At 31.0% G+C, this 18,029-nt stretch carries 15 protein-coding genes and 1 pseudogene; 12 read left to right on the top strand and 4 right to left on the bottom strand.

Annotation, left to right across the window (positions count from 1 at the left end; translation table 11 throughout):
* Positions 1-689: 689 nt before the first annotated feature.
* From ABH960_RS28395 to ABH960_RS28375, 5 genes are all read left to right on the top strand, one after another.
* Positions 690-800 carry a YjcZ family sporulation protein gene (locus ABH960_RS28395; protein WP_000540371.1) on the top strand — a complete coding sequence of 37 codons (111 nt, stop codon included), beginning with the start codon at positions 690-692 and terminating at the stop codon, positions 798-800.
* Positions 801-1,112: 312 nt separating this feature from the next.
* Positions 1,113-1,859, top strand: a complete 747-nt coding sequence (locus ABH960_RS28390; protein ID WP_002084319.1) for a CPBP family intramembrane glutamic endopeptidase — start codon at positions 1,113-1,115, stop codon at positions 1,857-1,859.
* Between the two features lie 405 nt (positions 1,860-2,264).
* Entirely contained in the window at positions 2,265-2,795 is a 531-nt protein-coding gene (locus ABH960_RS28385) for an RNA polymerase sigma factor SigX (RefSeq protein WP_002016748.1), read from the top strand.
* Between the two features lie 3 nt (positions 2,796-2,798).
* On the top strand, positions 2,799-3,776 hold the full coding sequence (locus ABH960_RS28380) for a DUF4179 domain-containing protein (protein WP_404449762.1): 978 nt from the start codon (positions 2,799-2,801) through the stop codon (positions 3,774-3,776).
* A gap of 800 nt (positions 3,777-4,576) precedes the next feature.
* A complete protein-coding gene (locus ABH960_RS28375) occupies positions 4,577-5,014 on the top strand; it encodes an NUDIX hydrolase (RefSeq protein ID WP_404449760.1) in 438 nt (145 codons plus the stop codon).
* A 784-nt stretch (positions 5,015-5,798) separates the two neighbouring features.
* Here ABH960_RS28375 and ABH960_RS28370 read toward each other — a convergent pair.
* Positions 5,799-6,431 (bottom strand): lysozyme family protein, encoded by a 633-nt coding sequence (locus ABH960_RS28370; RefSeq protein ID WP_002035240.1) that lies wholly within the window; start codon positions 6,429-6,431, stop codon positions 5,799-5,801.
* A 1,448-nt stretch (positions 6,432-7,879) separates the two neighbouring features.
* Here ABH960_RS28370 and ABH960_RS28365 point away from each other — a divergent pair.
* Positions 7,880-8,074, top strand: a complete 195-nt coding sequence (locus ABH960_RS28365) for a hypothetical protein (RefSeq protein ID WP_033732005.1) — start codon at positions 7,880-7,882, stop codon at positions 8,072-8,074.
* Between the two features lie 168 nt (positions 8,075-8,242).
* Here the strand turns inward: ABH960_RS28365 and ABH960_RS28360 are convergent, their stop codons facing one another.
* Positions 8,243-9,499 (bottom strand): ATP-binding protein, encoded by a 1,257-nt coding sequence (locus ABH960_RS28360; protein WP_404449757.1) that lies wholly within the window; start codon positions 9,497-9,499, stop codon positions 8,243-8,245.
* Between the two features lie 1,009 nt (positions 9,500-10,508).
* Between ABH960_RS28360 and ABH960_RS28355 the strand changes: the two genes are divergently transcribed.
* Complete coding sequence (locus tag ABH960_RS28355) at positions 10,509-13,778, top strand: VaFE repeat-containing surface-anchored protein (protein WP_404449755.1); 3,270 nt, start codon at positions 10,509-10,511, stop codon at positions 13,776-13,778.
* Between the two features lie 80 nt (positions 13,779-13,858).
* On the opposite strand, the pseudogene ABH960_RS28350 reads toward ABH960_RS28355, so the two are convergent.
* Positions 13,859-14,179: pseudogene (locus ABH960_RS28350) on the bottom strand (hypothetical protein); the annotation flags it as partial.
* Between ABH960_RS28350 and ABH960_RS28345 the strand changes: the two are divergent.
* From ABH960_RS28345 to ABH960_RS28335, 3 genes are read left to right on the top strand one after another with little or no spacing between them, the layout of a single operon-like run.
* Positions 14,144-14,896 (top strand): hypothetical protein, encoded by a 753-nt coding sequence (locus ABH960_RS28345; RefSeq protein ID WP_404449753.1) that lies wholly within the window; start codon positions 14,144-14,146, stop codon positions 14,894-14,896. The pseudogene ABH960_RS28350 and the gene ABH960_RS28345 sit on opposite strands and share 36 nt — an antisense overlap.
* On the top strand, positions 14,884-15,066 hold the full coding sequence (locus tag ABH960_RS28340) for a hypothetical protein (protein ID WP_404449751.1): 183 nt from the start codon (positions 14,884-14,886) through the stop codon (positions 15,064-15,066). Before ABH960_RS28345 ends, ABH960_RS28340 begins: the two co-directional genes overlap by 13 nt.
* A 49-nt stretch (positions 15,067-15,115) precedes the next feature.
* Complete coding sequence (locus ABH960_RS28335) at positions 15,116-15,439, top strand: hypothetical protein (RefSeq protein ID WP_404449749.1); 324 nt, start codon at positions 15,116-15,118, stop codon at positions 15,437-15,439.
* Positions 15,440-15,779: 340 nt separating this feature from the next.
* Here ABH960_RS28335 and ABH960_RS28330 read toward each other — a convergent pair whose 3' ends face one another.
* The gene (locus tag ABH960_RS28330; protein ID WP_002035246.1) at positions 15,780-16,034 is read right to left on the bottom strand and encodes a SunI/YnzG family protein; all 255 of its coding nucleotides are present in this window, start codon (positions 16,032-16,034) and stop codon (positions 15,780-15,782) included.
* Positions 16,035-16,278: 244 nt separating this feature from the next.
* Here ABH960_RS28330 and ABH960_RS28325 point away from each other — a divergent pair, with 244 nt between their 5' ends.
* Complete coding sequence (locus tag ABH960_RS28325; protein WP_404449777.1) at positions 16,279-17,022, top strand: M15 family metallopeptidase; 744 nt, start codon at positions 16,279-16,281, stop codon at positions 17,020-17,022.
* Between the two features lie 206 nt (positions 17,023-17,228).
* Positions 17,229-17,375 carry a hypothetical protein gene (locus tag ABH960_RS28320; protein ID WP_003193688.1) on the top strand — a complete coding sequence of 49 codons (147 nt, stop codon included), beginning with the start codon at positions 17,229-17,231 and terminating at the stop codon, positions 17,373-17,375.
* Positions 17,376-18,029 lie beyond the last annotated feature (654 nt).

Here is an 18,029-nt window from a genome sequence, read left to right as displayed (position 1 = left end):
TGATATTATTTTAATGCAAATTCCCTTTTGTGCAATGAGATAGTAATGCCCAACAAAAAAACCACCTATTTCCGTAGGTGGGCCTTATCTTTATTACACAATATCAAAGTATACGCTCTTTTTCTCGTAAATTTTATGTAATTATACATATTTGTAAAAATTACATAAAATAAATATTACATGTAGTAAAATATAAATTGTGGACACGTTCTATAAAGCTGATTCTCCGATTAGAAGGCGTAACACATCTCAACCATATAGGTGTGGCGTTGCTTTAATCTAGCCAAACAAACGATCTCGATTCTCTTGTATTTGTACACTAACAATCTGTTGAAAATAAATGATTCTGTTTTATAGGACGTGTTTACTTAATGTCCAATACATATTAATAAATTAAAGTGGTTCAAGTCGGAGGAAGGCACCGGCACCTTAGGGTGTCTTTTTTTTATGTAATAATGCATAGAATATTAAATTTAACAGATATTATGATATACTCTCAAGGTGTGATACATACTTTCTTTAAATTGGAAAACTAAACCTTATCTACCCAATTGTGGGGGACGCCTTATGGCGTCTTTTTTTTAGGACCTGCTCAATTCAGGCGTAAAAACATAAGGTAAAGTGAACCCGTTAAAATACATGGAATGAACCCTAGTTTCACCCTCTTATCTAAAGGAGGAAATATTATTATGGGATATGGTGGTAGTTGCGGCGAAGGCTGCGGTTTTGCTGGAGGATTTGCTTTACTTGTTGTATTATTTATTTTATTAATCATTATCGGATGCAGTTGCTTCTGCTAAAAAACTATTGGAAAAGACACTCTTATATGGGTGTCTTTTCTTTATGGGGTCTCACCACATCGCCATCAACTAAAAAAATATATAAAACCCCCAAAAAGGAATTTTATATATTTTCAATTTGAAGAGATCAATTTTCTCGTTTGAGGTATTTGTTTACCTTATCATGAGGACAATAAAGTGTTTTATGTTATATTTTTTGAAATATCAGTAAATTATTTGATAAATTAATAAGTTACTATTAATCTATAAATAGTAACAGTGCAGTAATCCAAAAGAAAAATGCTCAAATCGATAAATAGGGGAGGATTCTAGATGAAGGTAAATCAGAATATTGTTTTAAAAATTATTGGGTTAGAATTTTTATTAATGATTTTTTACACGCTTAACGGGGCCTATCAAACTATTACTAAGCCATCCAGTCCAGTATTACAATTTATTGGACTTGTTCCTTTAGCAGTGGGAATTTTAATATATTTAACAATAAAGAACAAGTGGAAATTCTATTTCTTTGATATTAAGTTAAATAATTCAATGAAGAATACCATTTTATTAAATTCCCCATTAGTGATTGTTCTATTAGTAATACTACTTGGTAATAAAGGATTAAACACAACATCGGTATCTGACTTATTTTTTATGTTTATCATGCAATTTTTTGTTGTTGCATTTATTGAGGAAATCTTTTTTCGTGGATTTATGCTCAAAATGTTGTTTTCAAAGGGGATAAAAAAATCAGTTTTGATTTCGAGTTTTTTGTTTGGTCTCACCCATTTATTACAACTAATTGGTGGGCAGTCTATTGAAGATACCATTTTACAAATCATATATGCATTTTTAGTTGGACTTGTTCTGTCCTTACTTATCGTAAATAAGCAATCAATTATTATCACCATTACTTTCCACACTTTTAATAATTTCTTTAATTTTATGGGGAATGTTCAAGCCTCGTCGCTTTTTGCATATGTTATTATTGCGATTTTATTCTTCTACACCATATATTTATGGAAACGTGCTAATAAAAAAGAGTGTATTCGACAGGAAATAAATATAGCAGTTTGAGTTGTGATATTACCTTTTCAGTATAGAGGGCAGCCTGGTACCGCAATATTACCTTTAAAGGGGCTTGCTGCATGCTCATCAACTTAAGAGATTAATTATTCCCCTAAAATGAAAAAATACGTTATTCTTTCTGTAGAATCATAGGAAAGGATGGCGTTTTTTTTCATTCTAGGGGGCATTTCTTTTTATTAGCTTGATAGCGATGTGGCGGTACCCCATTAATAGAAAACTACTGAAAGAGTTATAGTTTTATGTTTTCATTTCCCTTTTTGCATTTATCTTTTAATCAGATGAATGCTTTTTTTAGTACATAATAAAAAAATAACCAGAAAAACTGTCACAAAATCCGTTTTTCTGGTTTCTCTATAATACAGGCATCAAATTGAAAGTGAGGTTTAAACTAACATGTTAACCATAGAAAATGAGGAAAGTCATGCTTCTGATATGCCTTTTGAAGATTTATTTAAGCAGTACTATGCTTATGCTGTGAAACAGATTATATGGATTGTTAAAGATCAATCTATCGCTGAAGAGTTAGCACAAGAAGTGTTTTTACAATTATATCGTAGCGACTGGAAAGTAATTGAAAACATACCTGGATGGTTGATTAAATCTTCTACTTATGTAGCTTATAACCATTTGCGATCTGAAAAAAGGCAACAAGCGAAGATTGATAAAGAAATACAATACCATGAAGTACAAAATGTTTCATCATTAGACGATGATTGGATAAGAAAAGAAGAAATTACAAAGGTACAAACGATACTAAATAAAATGAATGATCGAGAACGAACCCTTTTACTAATGAAATTCTCTGGTTTTCAATATAAAGAAATTGCAGAAATACTTCAAATTGAAATATCTTCTATTGGAACATTATTGGTCCGAGCCAAAATGAAATTTCGCAAGATTTATAAACAAATGGAGGAGGCATAACAAATGAAATGTTATGATATCGGATTTATTCAAACATATATTGATGGAGAACTTTCTCATGATATAAGAAAGGAATTCACAAAGCACCTAGATACATGTGAAGCATGCCAAGATTTATTAGTAGAAATCAGTAAATTAAATCAATGGGAGAACGTAATGCTAGATGAAGAATCTGCAAATTCACCACAAGAAATCAAAATTGATATAGAACAAGCATGGAAAACATTTGAAAGTCGTTCCAAGCTAGACAATGTTTCTAATATAAATCACAAAAAACAACAGAAGAAGGGACTCTTTACAAACATGAGTAAAAAATCAAAACGTTTCATGTATACAGCAGTAGCTGCAGCAGCACTTTTCACAACAGCAATGATTCCACAAGTACAAGTAGCGGCTACAAATGTTGCCTCATATTTTTCTGATGCAATTACAAATGATAAAGTTGTAAATGAAGGAATACAAGATGAAAATGGTGTCACACAAGATATGATGAAGAATGGTAAATATATTCCTATTGATGAAAAAATTACAGATCAAGGTATTACTGTACATTTCAAAGAATTATATATCGCAGATTCACGTATATCAGTTCATTATAGAATGGAAAAAGCTGACGGAAGTTTAGTACCATTTGAATTTGATACATCAGGATTAGAGCTCGAAAGTGATGGTAAAATTAATGGGCAACAAGAGGGAAACCCTGAGATTAAACATGAAGGGAGACTATCATTTATCCATGATTCAGATGACCGTCTTCCTTTTGAACTTATGGCAGCAGGTAAAAAATTAAATGATGTAGGTATTCGTGATAATGATAAACCCGAAGGTGTTGCTACATTTGTTATAGTTTCTGAGGGAAGAGACGATTTTAAACAGCCCCTTACTTTAGATGTAAATATAAATAGAATTGGAAAAGTAATTGGATCTTGGAAAGGTGAAATTCAAATTGATACTTCACATCTGAAAAATAATACTAATTAAAATGAAAAAAAGAATAGGACAATATGTATCTAATGCTCAGTTTATATGTTTTCTTGTTTTCGTTACATTTATTTCTTATATAGTTTTTACTCTATCTTTTATTTATGATCTAAGTTTATAACCTTAAATCAATCATTTAAGACCATTACGAGAAAAACCTCCCTAAAAAAGTAGGAAAATAAATAACCGGTCCCTTAACGTATAAGGAATCGGTTATTTTGTATCTAAAATGTGTCTAAACTTACAATTTTCTTTTTTGATATGGTGCCCCTATAGAGAAAGAATTTTTTCGTTTAGGGGGTACTTCAAAACCTTAACTTGATGGCGATGGGGTCCCGCCAACATAACGCGAATTTCGTACGCTAAGGAATTTTTTATTTAAAAAACTTGGTTTTCCGTACATTAAGAGTGTTCCATAAACGGTATTTGATGTTTGATATAAAACTTAGTTTTTGGTAATGAGTTTTTGAACTGAATTTTAAACATATTTCAGTCAGTTTTGATAGATATAAATAAAGTTCCTTAAACGACCGTTTTAGGGACTATTTGGACTGGTTAGTCAACATGTGATACCGCCAGCATTTCGAAAAAAAACACGCTAAGCAAATTAAATAAGAAATAAGCAGGTTTTTATCACGTTAAGAGTAAACCTATTTATGAAAAATAAAATTCTTAAAAAATGGAGAGCCGATACCATAAACCTGCATTATTAATGTAGAATTTTGATGTTGGCTCTTTATTTACTAAAATAGCAAGTTAGTGAATAAATTGTTCATATTTTTTCGAGAGGAGGTTAAGCAATGAGAGCGCCGTATCAAGTATTGATATTTCCTTATATAAAAACTGATGATTCCATTCAATATGGCATTTTTAATCGAAGTGATTATGGTTATTGGCAAGGAATAGCTGGTGGTGGAGAAGATGGTGAGACTCATATTGAATCAGCAAAACGGGAAGCGTTTGAAGAGGCTGGTATTATAAGAGAATGTCCATATATAAAACTAGATTCTGTGTCTTCACTACCAGTAGAGGATGTAGTTGGTGAATTTCTTTGGGGAGAAGATGTTTATGTAATAAAAGAATTTTCTTTTGGAGTTAAAGTTCCTACAAAAAATATTAAATTATCTAAAGAACACTTCAATTATAAATGGCTGTGCTTTGAGGAAGCCGTAACGCTTTTAAAATGGGATAGTAACAAAAAAGCTTTGTGGGAATTAAACAAAAGGCTGTTAAAATAATTTAAGTGTTAGTTAACAAAGCCGATAATAGAAATCACACATTAAACATATATTTATACGCGTTGTTACTACACGCTAAGGAATAGTAATAAAAAGATGATGCCGATAAACCTATATAAAAAACAAAAGAATCCTAAGATGGGGAATGTTTTATGAAAATTAAGCATAGTAAACCTCCTTGGATATATAAAGTATTATAATACATCGTTGGTCTATTTAGAATACTAACCATGAATGAATTGGATGACATTAGGCATGGTTAAACTAATAGAAATGATACATTAAACGTATTTAATGAGTCTGCTAGGTATAAAGATAATTGATAATCATACAATGATATGGAAGGGCCTTTTCTAACGTGTTAGTTACCTCAACGTATATGTATCTCTTGGCGCCTGGGCGAGGGTGCTTTTTTTATTGCACATTATAATATGGACAAGCATAATATTATGTAACAGGACGAGTTCTTCGTGTCCTATTCAATGCTCAGGATAAACCCCAATTCACATTGAGAGCACCAATAGCGAGGGTACTCTCTTTTTATTGAATCTACATTTCTTTTTATGCCTAATGAATTCGCTAAGTGGATACTATTTCATGTAAAATGGTGATTTTATTTATATTCTGAATAGATTTCTTGCGAAATATGTAACTAGAGCCGTATTTAAATTGAAATATGATACGATAGTTGTATATATACATTTAGATGGTAAGAGGGGATAAAAGTTGATGAAAAACCATATAAAAGTAAATGGAAAACTCCTTCAAACAAATATATACAATTTTAATTTTTTTGGAGGCGTTCTTCAATAAGTTTTGCTTTTTCATTCACTTTTGTTGTATATGTGAAATCACCGTAACAATATGGATATCTAAAATTTTGTTTATTTCCACCACAAGTGTATGTAGCTGGATTCTGATCAACTTTCAACTTAGAAAACTGTTTAGCTGTATCTTCCGAGTGTTGTTTAGCTTCTTGATTGGCAATAAAATCAATATAGCCTGGCCCCATATTATAGCTTTGGATAATTGTATCCATGCTAACACCTTTTTCTTCTCCATATCTATACATTTGAACAAAGTGCTTTACCCCTTGTTTAATGCTCAAGTTTATCTCTTGGATTTCATTTGGCTTTAATCCAAGTGATTCGGAAGATTGCATAGGGTCGTTGCCCTCACCCCTACTCTCGTGGTACATAATTCCTAGTAAAATTGCTGTTTTTTCTCCCAAATTATATTTTTCTAATTCTTTTTTCATGATGGGCTCATATTGCAATAAACGTTCCTCGGTAGCAAACGCTTTATTTTTTTGAGTATTGGTTTTGTCATTAAAATATAGTATCCCGATTATTGTTCCTAACCCTAAAATACTAATAAAGAATAATATAATAGTTTGTACTTTTCTCTTATTCTTCAAATATTACTCCTCCTTTTACAAGAAACCCTATTTTCAATGGTGGCTGGTTATTAAAAAAATTCAATAATTCTCTATTTCTCAGCTTTTTTAGACTCGAAAATTTTTTTCTAAATGCTAAGTTTAATAGAAAAATTTAAAGATAAGGTAAAGATAAGATAAAGATAAAATAAAGTCCATTTTTTAGGGTATCTATTATGTGTTCTAAAGGCTCTAGATTCAAGAGATATATTATCTACATAACCCATAAGAGAGAAGGAGGTAAGCAAAATATCACTTGAAACAGATATAATTCTTTCTTTATTAGATATAAAACTGTGGATGGCCCATCATTCGGAAATTAGTCGCTTAAAAATAAAAAAATTAAAATCAGAACCGTACCTCAATAAGTCTTCAAGTGTTAATAAAAGAAAGCTATATAAGGTGAGGGAATAAAGATTCAACACCAATGATTATCAATAATTGAAGTGCTAATGATTATAATAAAAAGAACCTTCAATAGGCTCTTTTTTATAGTTGGTAAATATGTTATCAACAATAGATGGTAATAAAGGTAGAAATTTAGACACTTTTTATTAATGGGCTAAGTTTTCTTAGGAAGAAATCTATTTCTCATGACTGATCGCTAGATATAACAGGATATATCATTTATTAATTTGGGTGGGTGATTTAGCTTTTTGAGTTTACCAAACTAAAATTTAAATTTTGTTTAGGGACAAAATGTTAAAGTGTTACATTCGGAATTAACAGAAAATTAAAGTGGTAAAAATCCTATTAAATCTTTTATCAGGTAACTCATATTTCTTTGGCCTTATTTTCATGGTATTACCGAACGTTTATATGTCTCTAAGGGAAAGAAATACTTTAAGTTTTATTACCATCTAATGTTTGATTAAGATGGTAACATGAAAATAAAACGTTTACAACTAGAAAATAAAGAAAAAATATAAAAATTCGACTTTTTTCGACATTACGACTATGAGAGAAAGAATCTAAATTAAGTAAATCTTATATTTAGAGGGGATATTTACCTTATACATAACGGTTAAAACATTTGCAAATGTTTCACGAGTAATTAAAAACGTCGAATATAAAATTATATTGTGACAATTTTAAACGAATATACTTTATAATTCATACTTAGACTAATAAATTAATTACTAATAAATTAAATACGCTATATTTAATAGAGTATAATACGGAATATTTAACTTTAATATTCCGTATTATATATAATTATGAATAATTTAACATATTTGTTGCGGAAAATTTTGACATAAGATATTTTAAATATTAAGCACAGAAACATTTCAAAGAAAAAGAGCTATTTTAAAATGTACCCTAAAAACGTTTTTCCTAAAAGTAGTAAGATTTTGCAAAATGTTTCTGTGCCTAATTAGATGAAAATAATATGATAAATTGTTTAAAAGAGATAAAAATAAGTTGCTTTTATGGAGAAATATACGTCCCATACTATTAGAATTATGTCAAATTGTAGTTTGCAAATTACATTTCAAAGTATAAAAGGGGCATTTATTGCAGCTCGAATATCTATTACTGATTTATTGCATAAAAAGGTAGCTGCACAAAAGTACAGCTACTTTTTTCTTGAAAACATTATTATGCAAATAGCATACTTAACGTAAACTTGCGCTTAACGGTACTTGTGAATAAATTGTGAAATTGCTACTCTATGTTTCTAACTAACATTTTTGCACCAGAATCATATAAAAAGAGGACGAATAGTTACGTCTTCTTTTTATATGGTTATATTAGCTACAAAATAATATCATTTAAATAAATCTTCTATTATATTAGCAGGGGATAGTGATAGAAAAGTGTGTTCCTTTTCCTAGTTCACTTTCTATCTCTATATCTCCGTTTAATTCTTTAATAATACTGTAAGCAATCATAGTACCAAGCCCAGTGCCTTTTTCTGTTGTTGAATAAAATGGCAAGGCAATACGTTTTATTTGTTGGGAAGACATTCCTATTCCTGTATCAATAATATCAATTACAATATTACCTTTTATTTTTTGTATATTTATTTGTAATACGCCACCATTTTTCATAGCCTCAATTCCATTTTGTATGATGTTGGTTAGACATATTTTTAATTTTTCAGTATTAGCATTTATGTAAAGGGAATCTGTTGTAATATGCTGTTTTATTTCAACATTATATGAAAGAGCGAGTGGTGAAATATTATCTTTCACTTGATTTAAGATGTAATTAATATCTAGTTCCTCTTTTATAATGTTTTGTGGTTTGGTTAAAGATAAATAGTTATTAATAGTAGATTGTATTTGCTGCATTTCAAGTAACATAATTTCTAAGTACTTATCTTGAGACATCTTAGCACTCTCATCTTCATTTAGTAATTGAGTGAATCCACGTACCGTGGTCAGGGGATTATGAATTTCATGCGCAATCGATGCAGCTAGTTCGCTAGCTATATAAAATTTTTCTGCTCTTTGCATTCTTTCTTTTATTTTATATTTCTCGATCATTCCTTCTATTAAATAAACTGATAATAATACTGTGAAAATATTTATGATTATATAATTGAATAAAAATTCAATGAGAGTAGAGTCAATTTTACCACCTGTATTTATTTGCGTTACAATACCGCAGATAGAAAGGGAAGTTGTACATATCAAAATAAGTAGAATACTTAATAATATCTTCTTTTCCTTGAAATAAGTAGGTGACAAGTAACGAAACATGATTGTAATAACAGAAATAACAGTAAAGATAATAAATGATGGGAAGACTCCGCTTCCACCTAAGTAAAATCTATAAGAAAGATATAAAACTCCAATACAAAAAATGCTCTTTGTATTTCCATATAGAAAAACTAATATAATGGGAATAAAACGTAAATCATAAATGAACCCAGCGTGTAAATGAAAAGGAAAAGTCATACAAAAAATAATTGCAATGGAGGAAAGTACAGAAATTAATATATTATTACATGCCATTTTTTCTTTATGTTCTAGCCAAAATACTGGGTAACTAAGGATACAAATAATAATAATAAATGTATTTAATAATAGTGTAGGAATTCCCATAGTTTATACCTCTCTAAGAGTTTGTAAGTAGGATTATGTATGTGTTTAATCTAGGTGTTTGATTTTATTAGATTTTCTATCTTTAAAAAAGAAAAGGAAGGGCACTTGAAAAAGTGCTTTTTTACCATTTATATTAAAATCGATGAGGAAGATAGAATAAAAAGTTACTTTTACTTATGAACAAAAAAATTGAAAGTAGTCCTTGTATAGGTAAAAGATGAAGCAAATTACTGAAATAGTTACGTTTCTCTGGAGTGAATATTCCGAAAAAACATTGTGTATGGCGAAATCCATTTTATAACCTTCGCCATATTAACATGCAACTTATTAAATTACAAAGAAAAAATTAAAAATTATTATTTTTTTGTTATTTTAATTTATTTAAAAACGTAAAAGTATTCAAGAGGTTACCATTGAGATGCTAGGGTACTTAGACCAATATTCGAACTTTGTAATAACGTTGTTACTTTTTTACTAATATTCTTAATACTAATTTTAGTATAATTAATCGATTGAAAGTTCCGATAATTATCTGCGTACCCCTTTTTTTATATCATTTTATATTAAATACAATGATATTTATTTTCACATAATAATGCAAATTTCCAGTAAACTAATAGAAAAAATCCTATAAAAACATAATTTACTATCTTTTATATAAACATTGCAGGTGTAAATGCAATAAAATTTCATTATTAATACATATATTCAATTTGAAAATATCTTTGTAGTGGTCCTTCATGCGAAGAATCGTTTCCGTACTCCAACTACCGTTATTCTAGTATTTTACCAAGCTTCTTATTTTGTTAAGGTATCCTAATATTGTTACTTTTGTGAAATGAAATGTTTTAATATTATAATTTATAGTGGATGTTGAGAAAATGAATAATTTGTAAAAATAATATAATATTTGTAACTTTATGTCTTATAATATGAAATATCTTCGTTGTGATTATTTTAAATATTTGAATAATACATCGGATTCATTTTATCTAGGGAGGTTTTAAAATTGGGGAGAAGAGTTGTTAAAAGAGTTTTTGCATTATTATCAGTACTAGCATTATTCTTTAATGTCTTTCTACCGAAGGCAAATGCGGAGGTTATGACGCATGAAAAGTATTCAATGAACTGGAGTTATAGCAACAGTTTAGGTAAGTACATTCGAACTGAAATTATTAAAAATTCAAGCGGTCAAATTGCTTATTGTTTAACTCTTGGCTTAAAATCACCAAATGGTGAAGATCTTCCTGAAATGGGGAAAACAGATAATGTAGTATATAGGGTTCTATCAAATGGTTTCCCACAAAAAAGTGTAGAACAACTGGGAGTAGCTAATAAGAATGAAGCACATTATGCAACTCAGCTTGCGGTTTGGAATGCATTAGGTCAACTTGATGTAAATGAATTAAAGCATGAAAATAAAAATGTTGAAAAAGCGGCTAAGACAATTATTAATGCTGCAAATACAAGTGAAGATACTCAAGATATTTTTATGAATGTGATTCCTGCTGAAAAGCAAAAGGCAGAATTAAAGGGTGAGTTTTTTGAAACAAACCTTTACACAGTACAAACAAATGCTAAAAGTGGTTCTTATAAGGTAGTTGCGAAAAATGCACCTAATGGAGTTAAAATTGTTAGTGAAAATGGAGAAGTGAAAGATCAGCTTTCACTTGGGGAAAAATTCCGTATCCAAATTCCTAAAGATACAAAAACAGGCGAATTTAATCTAAGTGTTGCTGCTAACTTAACAAAAGTTCAAGCAATTGCTTACCGCGGTACTGATACTGTCCAGAATGCTACAGTGCTACTAGAAAGAAATGAGGAAAAGCTTAGTAGTGACCTTGCAGTAAATTGGGAAGCTGCTGGTTCTTTAAAAATTAAAAAGGTTGGGGAAAATGGAGAAATATTAGCTGGTGCAGTATTTGAAGTCTTTAATGCAAATAATGAATCAGTTGGAAAAATCACGACGGGTGCTGATGGTACTGCAGAATTAAATAACCTACCAATTGGTACCTACACAGTAAAAGAAATTAAAGCACCAACAGGTTATGTTTCAGGTGATAAACCACAAACTATTGAAGTTAAGACAGGGGAAATAGGAGCTGTTCAAGTAGTAAACAACAAAGTAAAAGGTAACATCGAAATAAAAAAACTTAGTGATTCAGGTAAGATGTTACCTAATGTTGAATTCACGGTCTTTACTGAAGATGGAAAAGAAGTGAAAAAAGTAGTAACAAAAGAAAATGGAATTGCAAATGTTGATGGTCTTACGTATGGTAAATATTATTTCTTAGAGACAAAAACACCTAATGGATATATTGGAAATAAAACAAAGTATCCTTTTGAAATTAAAGAGCACAATAAAACACTTACTTTTACAGTGGAAAATACAGAAGTGAAAGGTAGTGTGAAATTACTAAAAGTAGATAATGAAGATATCAGTAAAAAATTAGAAGGTGCAGTATTCGAGCTAAAAGATGCAAGCGGGAAAGTAATTGGGGAATATAAGACGGATAAAAATGGTGAAGTTAACGTCAAAGATTTAGCGTATGGTAAATATTCATTTGTAGAAAAGGCTTCTCCAAATGGTTACGTTCTTATTACAGAACCAATTGTGTTCGAAATAAAGGAACACGGAAAAATTATTGAGCTATTAGCAGTTAATCATCTTATCAAAGGTGATCTAGAAATTACAAAAGTTGATGTAGCTGATGGAAACAATAAGCTTCCGAATGCAGAGTTTACTATTTATAATGAAGCAGGAAAAGAAGTAGTTAAAGGGAAAACAGACGATAAAGGTATCGCGAAGTTTGAAAAGTTACCATTTGGAAAATACACATATAAAGAAACTGTTGCACCAAAAGGTTATGTATTGAATGAAGAAATATTCTCTTTTGAGATCAAAGAGAATGGTCAAATAATTAAACATATTGTCAAAGATGAAAAGATTCCATCAGTAAAAACAACAGCTACTGATAAAACCGATGGTACAAAAGAAATGCACACTTCTAAGTCTGTAACAATCCAAGATAAAGTGGAATACAAAGACTTACAAGTAGGTAAAGAGTACACTTTAAAAGGTAAATTAATGGATAAAGAGACTAATAAACTATTAGTTGTAAATGGTAAAGAAGTAACTGCTGAAACTAAGTTTACACCAAAAGAAGCAAATGGTTCTATTACACTAGATTTCACTTTTGATGCAACTGGTTTAGAAGAAAAAGAAGTAGTAGTATTCGAAGAGTTACTGAAAGACGGAAAAGTTATTACTATACATGCTGATATCAATGATAAAGATCAAACAGTTAAGTTCGTTAAGCCATCAGTAAAAACAACTGCTACAAACAAAGCTGATGATGGAAAAGAGATTCATTCAAAGGATTCTATCACTATTCAAGATAAAGTAGAGTATACTAACTTAGTTGTAGGTAAAGAGTACACTGTAAAAGGTAAATTAATGAACAAAGCTATTAACAAACCATTATTAATTGATGGTAAAGAAATAACAGCAGAGACTAAGTTCAGTGCAAAAGAAAAGAATGGTTTTGTAACATTAGACTTTACTTTCGTTGGTGCTGAACAGCAAGGAAGAGAAGTAGTTGTGTTTGAAGACTTATTGCATGAAGGTCAAGTAATTGCAACTCACGCTGACATTAACGATGTAGGTCAAACAGTTCGATTTGTAGAGCCTTCCATTAAAACAACAGCTACAAACAAAGCTGATGGTTCTAAAGAGTTAGACGCTTTTAAATCTGTAACAATCCAAGATAAAGTGGAATACAAAGACTTAATCGTGGGTAAAGAGTACGTTGTAAAAGGCAAACTAATGGATAAAGCAACAAACAAACCATTATTAGTTGATGATAAAGAAGTAACAGTAGAATCTAAGTTTACTGCAAAAGAAAAAAATGGTTCTATCACATTAGATTTCACATTTAATGCTTCTGCATTACAAGGTAAAGAAGTAGTAGTATTTGAAGAACTGTATCAAGATAATATTTTAGTAGCTATTCACGCTGAATTTGAAGATAAGGGACAAACAGTGAAATTCAAAGAGGTAAAACCGGAACAACCTAAACCAGAACAGCCGAATCAAGATAAAAATACTCCAACACCAGAGCAACCTAAAGAGCAACCACAACCTAAGAAAGAAATTCAATCTAAAATTGGATGGTTACCCCAAACAGGTGCTGACCTTACAAGTTGGATCTCTATGGCTGCAGGTGCATTATTGTTAATTGTTGGTGGAGTGATTTTCCTAAAACGTAAAAATGCATAAAAATTAAAAAATAAGCACATCTGTTTTTTTACAAGATGTGCTTATTTTTATGTTAATAATTTAGTCCTAGTTACAGTATTTTAATCTATTTGCTTATTTTTGAGTTGTTGTAATAATTCCAGGACAGCAAAACAGTCAGCAGCTGCTCGGTGTTTAATCGTTAATTTCGTTGCATCACTTAATGAAATCCATCTTTTTGAATCTACATAATCGGCGTACATTTCCATAATACATGTGGATTTAAAATTCTTAAATTCTACATTTAATTGATTCATAATTACTTGGTGTTCGTAACAGCTAGGGCAGAGACCTAGACGTAGTTTAGCTTTACTTTGAATGACATGGCCACACTGTTTACAAGTCCGTTGCTCCAAGCCAAGTTTTCTACCATACAAAAGGCTGGGGCATCACTTCATAAACAAGCAGTAATGGCTGATGGACTAATTAATAGTGTCTCAACGCATGTTGCAGAAGCTCAACAAGCATTCCCAACCTTGCATACAGATATCATGTCTGGATTAGATGCTGCCAATAACATTATGGACTCTGCTAATAAGATTTCAGGCTATAAAATAGATACGTCTAATATAGCTAAAAATGTTGGAAACATGGATGGTTTATCTACTCGCCTCAAAGATTTTGGTGTACCACCTGAAAAAATGGAAGAGTTTTTGGCAGAACAGAAGCGTACAAATGAACTTGGATCGATGTCACTTGATTTCATGCCAGTTATTGGGCAAATCAAACAAGGGCTACAACTCATTAACGGCAAAGAATATTTCACTGATAGAGAGTATGACAAAAATGACTATGTATGGGGAACCGTTTCTACTGTTTTTGGTGGGGCTCCTAAAGTTATTGGACGTGTATTCGGTAAATATGGTGAGTTAGAACAAAAAGCGAAGGATTTAGGAAAAGTATCAAAGGTAACTGAAGAGAGTGGATGGAGTATGCCAAGAGGCGGAGGGTCATTGATGGGCGTAAGTATACTGAACATGCTCTTGAAAGAATGGCACCTGATACAATTCAGGTTCGGGCAGAACTTACGAAGCGTGCACGTGAAAGAGCTGAAAGGAATGGTTACACATTCGGATCAAAAGAATATATGGAGGAATTAAAAAAAGTTGATCCGCGAGGTGTAACACCAAGCGTAGTAGAAGAAACAATTAAGCATGCTACTAAAAAACCAGGAAATAAACCTGGTCTATGGCAATACGATGGGAAAGATGTTAGAGTCGTATTGAATGATAATGGCGATGTTGTTTCCGTTGTACCTAATAAATCGTGAATATTATAAATAAAGTAGATTAAGCCCATTCACGAAAGGAGTTGTTAAAATGAATATTCAATATGATGAATACGAATTATTAGAAATATTCGAGAGTGAACCAGAAGATTATTTTATTCCTGGTGCAGGTGCATATATATATAATAAAATAGATAAATTAGGATTTGAATTAGTAATGATTATGTGTTATTACGAGGAAACTGTTGAATTAAAATTGTATTACAAAAATAAATGCATATTTGAAACCAAGATACCTTCGGCGAAACGAATCTATACCCGTAATGACTCATTATATGTCCAAGGCGGCGTAGAAAACAAAACAATCGAAGTAAAATTCAAGCCACATTTTACAGTTCAAATAGAGAAGTTCTAGATAGATGAAATAAGAAAACACCTTATGCATATAAGGTGTTTTCTTATACAAAAAGCGCCTACATAGACGCTTTTTGTGCCACTTAAAAGGATTTAAGATACGTTTACTTGAGTTCTTTAGGTAGCTAGGGTTTGAAATACTAACTTAAAAGAAAAATGTTGAGCAGTTCATCTTTATTATTAATATATCTGAATTAAAGATGCAATTTTGCATCCCAATTTCTGCGGCATCAATTACATGCTACCCTCACAAATATAGAAAAAGGTGCGAAGTCAATTCTATGACTTTGCACCTTTTTATTTCACTTGAACTTTGTTTAAGCGCGTTTATCTACTCATTGTTACGCGTGAATTGCGTTTAAAATCGACACTTTATTCGTAGTAAATAATACATAATTTTGTTTTACAGTTCTAATTAATATACGATCAGTTGTCCCATATGCTGTTCCGATACGGATTGCACTTGGTTCTTCAACACCCGCATAGGTAGCATCTTCGGTAACCTCAATCACATCACGTAATGGAATCGTGACCTCCGCAAATTGCCATGAAATAATTAACTCTTCTTTTGTTTTTTTGACATCAATACCTAGCATTATACCAAGACCTTTCTATAACAGAATGCTACACTTATTATCTTATTATACAAATCTTTAGATTATTTTTCTACATGTATAAATAGAGCTGATATTTTAAGGGTATCAAAAGAACGGGAGGATATACTATCAATCTATTAAGGAATGCGTTATGAAGAAAAGTTCACAAGGAATTAATATGGATTTGATATGGTTGAAGTATGATGAATGAGTAACAGTAGGAGTTGCAGGAAGGAAATGAATGATGAGACTTAAATTAGTAGGAACCTTAACTTGTATAGTAGTAATGCTAGGTATCTTTATCATTTACACCAATATATCTATTGGTAAAGAACCATATAAGACAAACCATGAAACTAGTGAAAACTCCATAAATAAAGAAAAAAATAGTAAGCAAAATGGGACTTCAAATAAGATAGCAAGTTCCTTTGCTAGTATACAGGCTGTAGTAAATAAGGAATATGGTTTACCCGAAGACTATATGCCAGAGGATTTAGTTGTACCAAATGTACCGTTCTCATTTAGTGGAACGGTAGAAAAGAGTCATCTTCGTAAAGAAGCAGCGGAAGCGTTAGAAAAACTATTCCTTTTAGCTAAGCAAGATGGGATCCAGTTGAATGCTGTTTCAGGATTTCGTTCCTATGAGTATCAAAAAGGTCTGTATGCCAACAATGTTAAAAAGAAAGGGCAAGAGCATACGGATCGCTTCTCTGCAAGGCCAGGGCATAGCGAACATCAAACAGGGTTAACGATGGATGTTTCTTCTAAAAGTGCGAACAATGAACTAGAGCTATCCTTTGCGAATACGAAGGAAGGAAAATGGCTGAAAGAAAACGCGCATCGTGCAGGGTTTATCATTCGTTATCCTAAGGGGAAGGAAAGTATTACGGGTTATGCATATGAACCTTGGCATATTCGCTATGTAGGAGATATTGCTGAAAATATATATAAGGAAAAACTGACTTTAGAAGAATATATGAATCTATGAAAATAGAATTGAAGAGTTAAACTGTATTCATTGTTTATGAATGCTACTTTTTCTATTAAAAAGCCTAATTTCTCAATGTTTTGTAGAGAAATTAGGTTTTTTTCATCACTTCATTAGAGTTTTTTAGGCTTCGTTCGTTGGTATACTTCACACAATATTATAAAGGAAATAGAACTTACTGAAGATAACATATGAATGTTTTATAAATGTATCAAAAAAGTGAACAAAATCGTTATTTTGCACAACAAGGTAGTCAGCTTAATGAAATAACTGCTTGTAAAAAAAGAAGCCCTACAGGAAATATTACAGGGCTTCACCAAGTTGAGTTATGTCGTATTCACAAGGGATTTTAACATGATGTTTGTGTTGAATAAACTGGTAAATGTGTCCAAGTAATTTGGAGCTATTTTATAAAAAAAGAGAAGCGCTTAATCAGGACGCTCCTCTTAATGCCAATACACAATAACTATCCCATTATACTGTATAAGCGTAAAATATTTAACAATTACCTTCATGGTAAATATTTCATTTTGTCTTAGTGCCTTTAAATCACGAAAAAAGGTCCTGTTGTTTCCAACAGAACCTTTCCTAAAATGGCAAAGAGTAACTCTTACCTTACTCTTTGTTCATATACTACAGGAGTTTTAATGAAAATCCAAGGCTCCTTATATTGAGAAATAAAGAAGAATCATTATAAAAATTTTTATCTTTTTTATAAATAAAAGAGCAGCTAGCAAAAACTAACTGCTCATCTCCAAGGGGGAACAAGGAGAAAAATCTAATGTCATCTATATTATTGACGGAATATTGAGTTTTACTCATAAAAAACTACGTTTAACTTAATGCATAACCCACAATCAAAGTTAGTGTTAAAAACACTGATAATAACAATGTTAGTAAGACTGTTGCTACACTCCTAAGCATCGCAATCCAATTATTCATCTTAGAAAATCCTATAATGCCAGCAAAAAAAGTTCCTATTGTTAAAACTAGTAATATAAATAAAG

Origin of the sequence: Bacillus sp. RC252 (assembly GCF_044909215.1) — a bacterium.
GTDB lineage: Bacteria > Bacillota > Bacilli > Bacillales > Bacillaceae_G > Bacillus_A > Bacillus_A mycoides.
The sequence above is the reverse complement of the archived record's forward strand: the minus strand, read 5'-3'. Positions and strand labels throughout refer to the sequence as shown.

Coding starts and splice junctions, on each gene's coding strand:
- ABH960_RS28395 (WP_000540371.1), top strand. CDS start 690: ATGGGATATGGTGGTAGTTGCGGCGAAGGCTGCGGTTTTGCTGGAGGA.
- ABH960_RS28390 (WP_002084319.1), top strand. CDS start 1,113: ATGAAGGTAAATCAGAATATTGTTTTAAAAATTATTGGGTTAGAATTT.
- ABH960_RS28385 (WP_002016748.1), top strand. CDS start 2,265: ATGTTAACCATAGAAAATGAGGAAAGTCATGCTTCTGATATGCCTTTT.
- ABH960_RS28380 (WP_404449762.1), top strand. CDS start 2,799: ATGAAATGTTATGATATCGGATTTATTCAAACATATATTGATGGAGAA.
- ABH960_RS28375 (WP_404449760.1), top strand. CDS start 4,577: ATGAGAGCGCCGTATCAAGTATTGATATTTCCTTATATAAAAACTGAT.
- ABH960_RS28365 (WP_033732005.1), top strand. CDS start 7,880: ATGGAGAAATATACGTCCCATACTATTAGAATTATGTCAAATTGTAGT.
- ABH960_RS28360 (WP_404449757.1), bottom strand. CDS start 9,499: ATGGGAATTCCTACACTATTATTAAATACATTTATTATTATTATTTGT.
- ABH960_RS28340 (WP_404449751.1), top strand. CDS start 14,884: ATGGAGGAATTAAAAAAAGTTGATCCGCGAGGTGTAACACCAAGCGTA.
- ABH960_RS28335 (WP_404449749.1), top strand. CDS start 15,116: ATGAATATTCAATATGATGAATACGAATTATTAGAAATATTCGAGAGT.
- ABH960_RS28330 (WP_002035246.1), bottom strand. CDS start 16,034: ATGCTAGGTATTGATGTCAAAAAAACAAAAGAAGAGTTAATTATTTCA.
- ABH960_RS28325 (WP_404449777.1), top strand. CDS start 16,279: ATGAGACTTAAATTAGTAGGAACCTTAACTTGTATAGTAGTAATGCTA.
- ABH960_RS28320 (WP_003193688.1), top strand. CDS start 17,229: ATGTATCAAAAAAGTGAACAAAATCGTTATTTTGCACAACAAGGTAGT.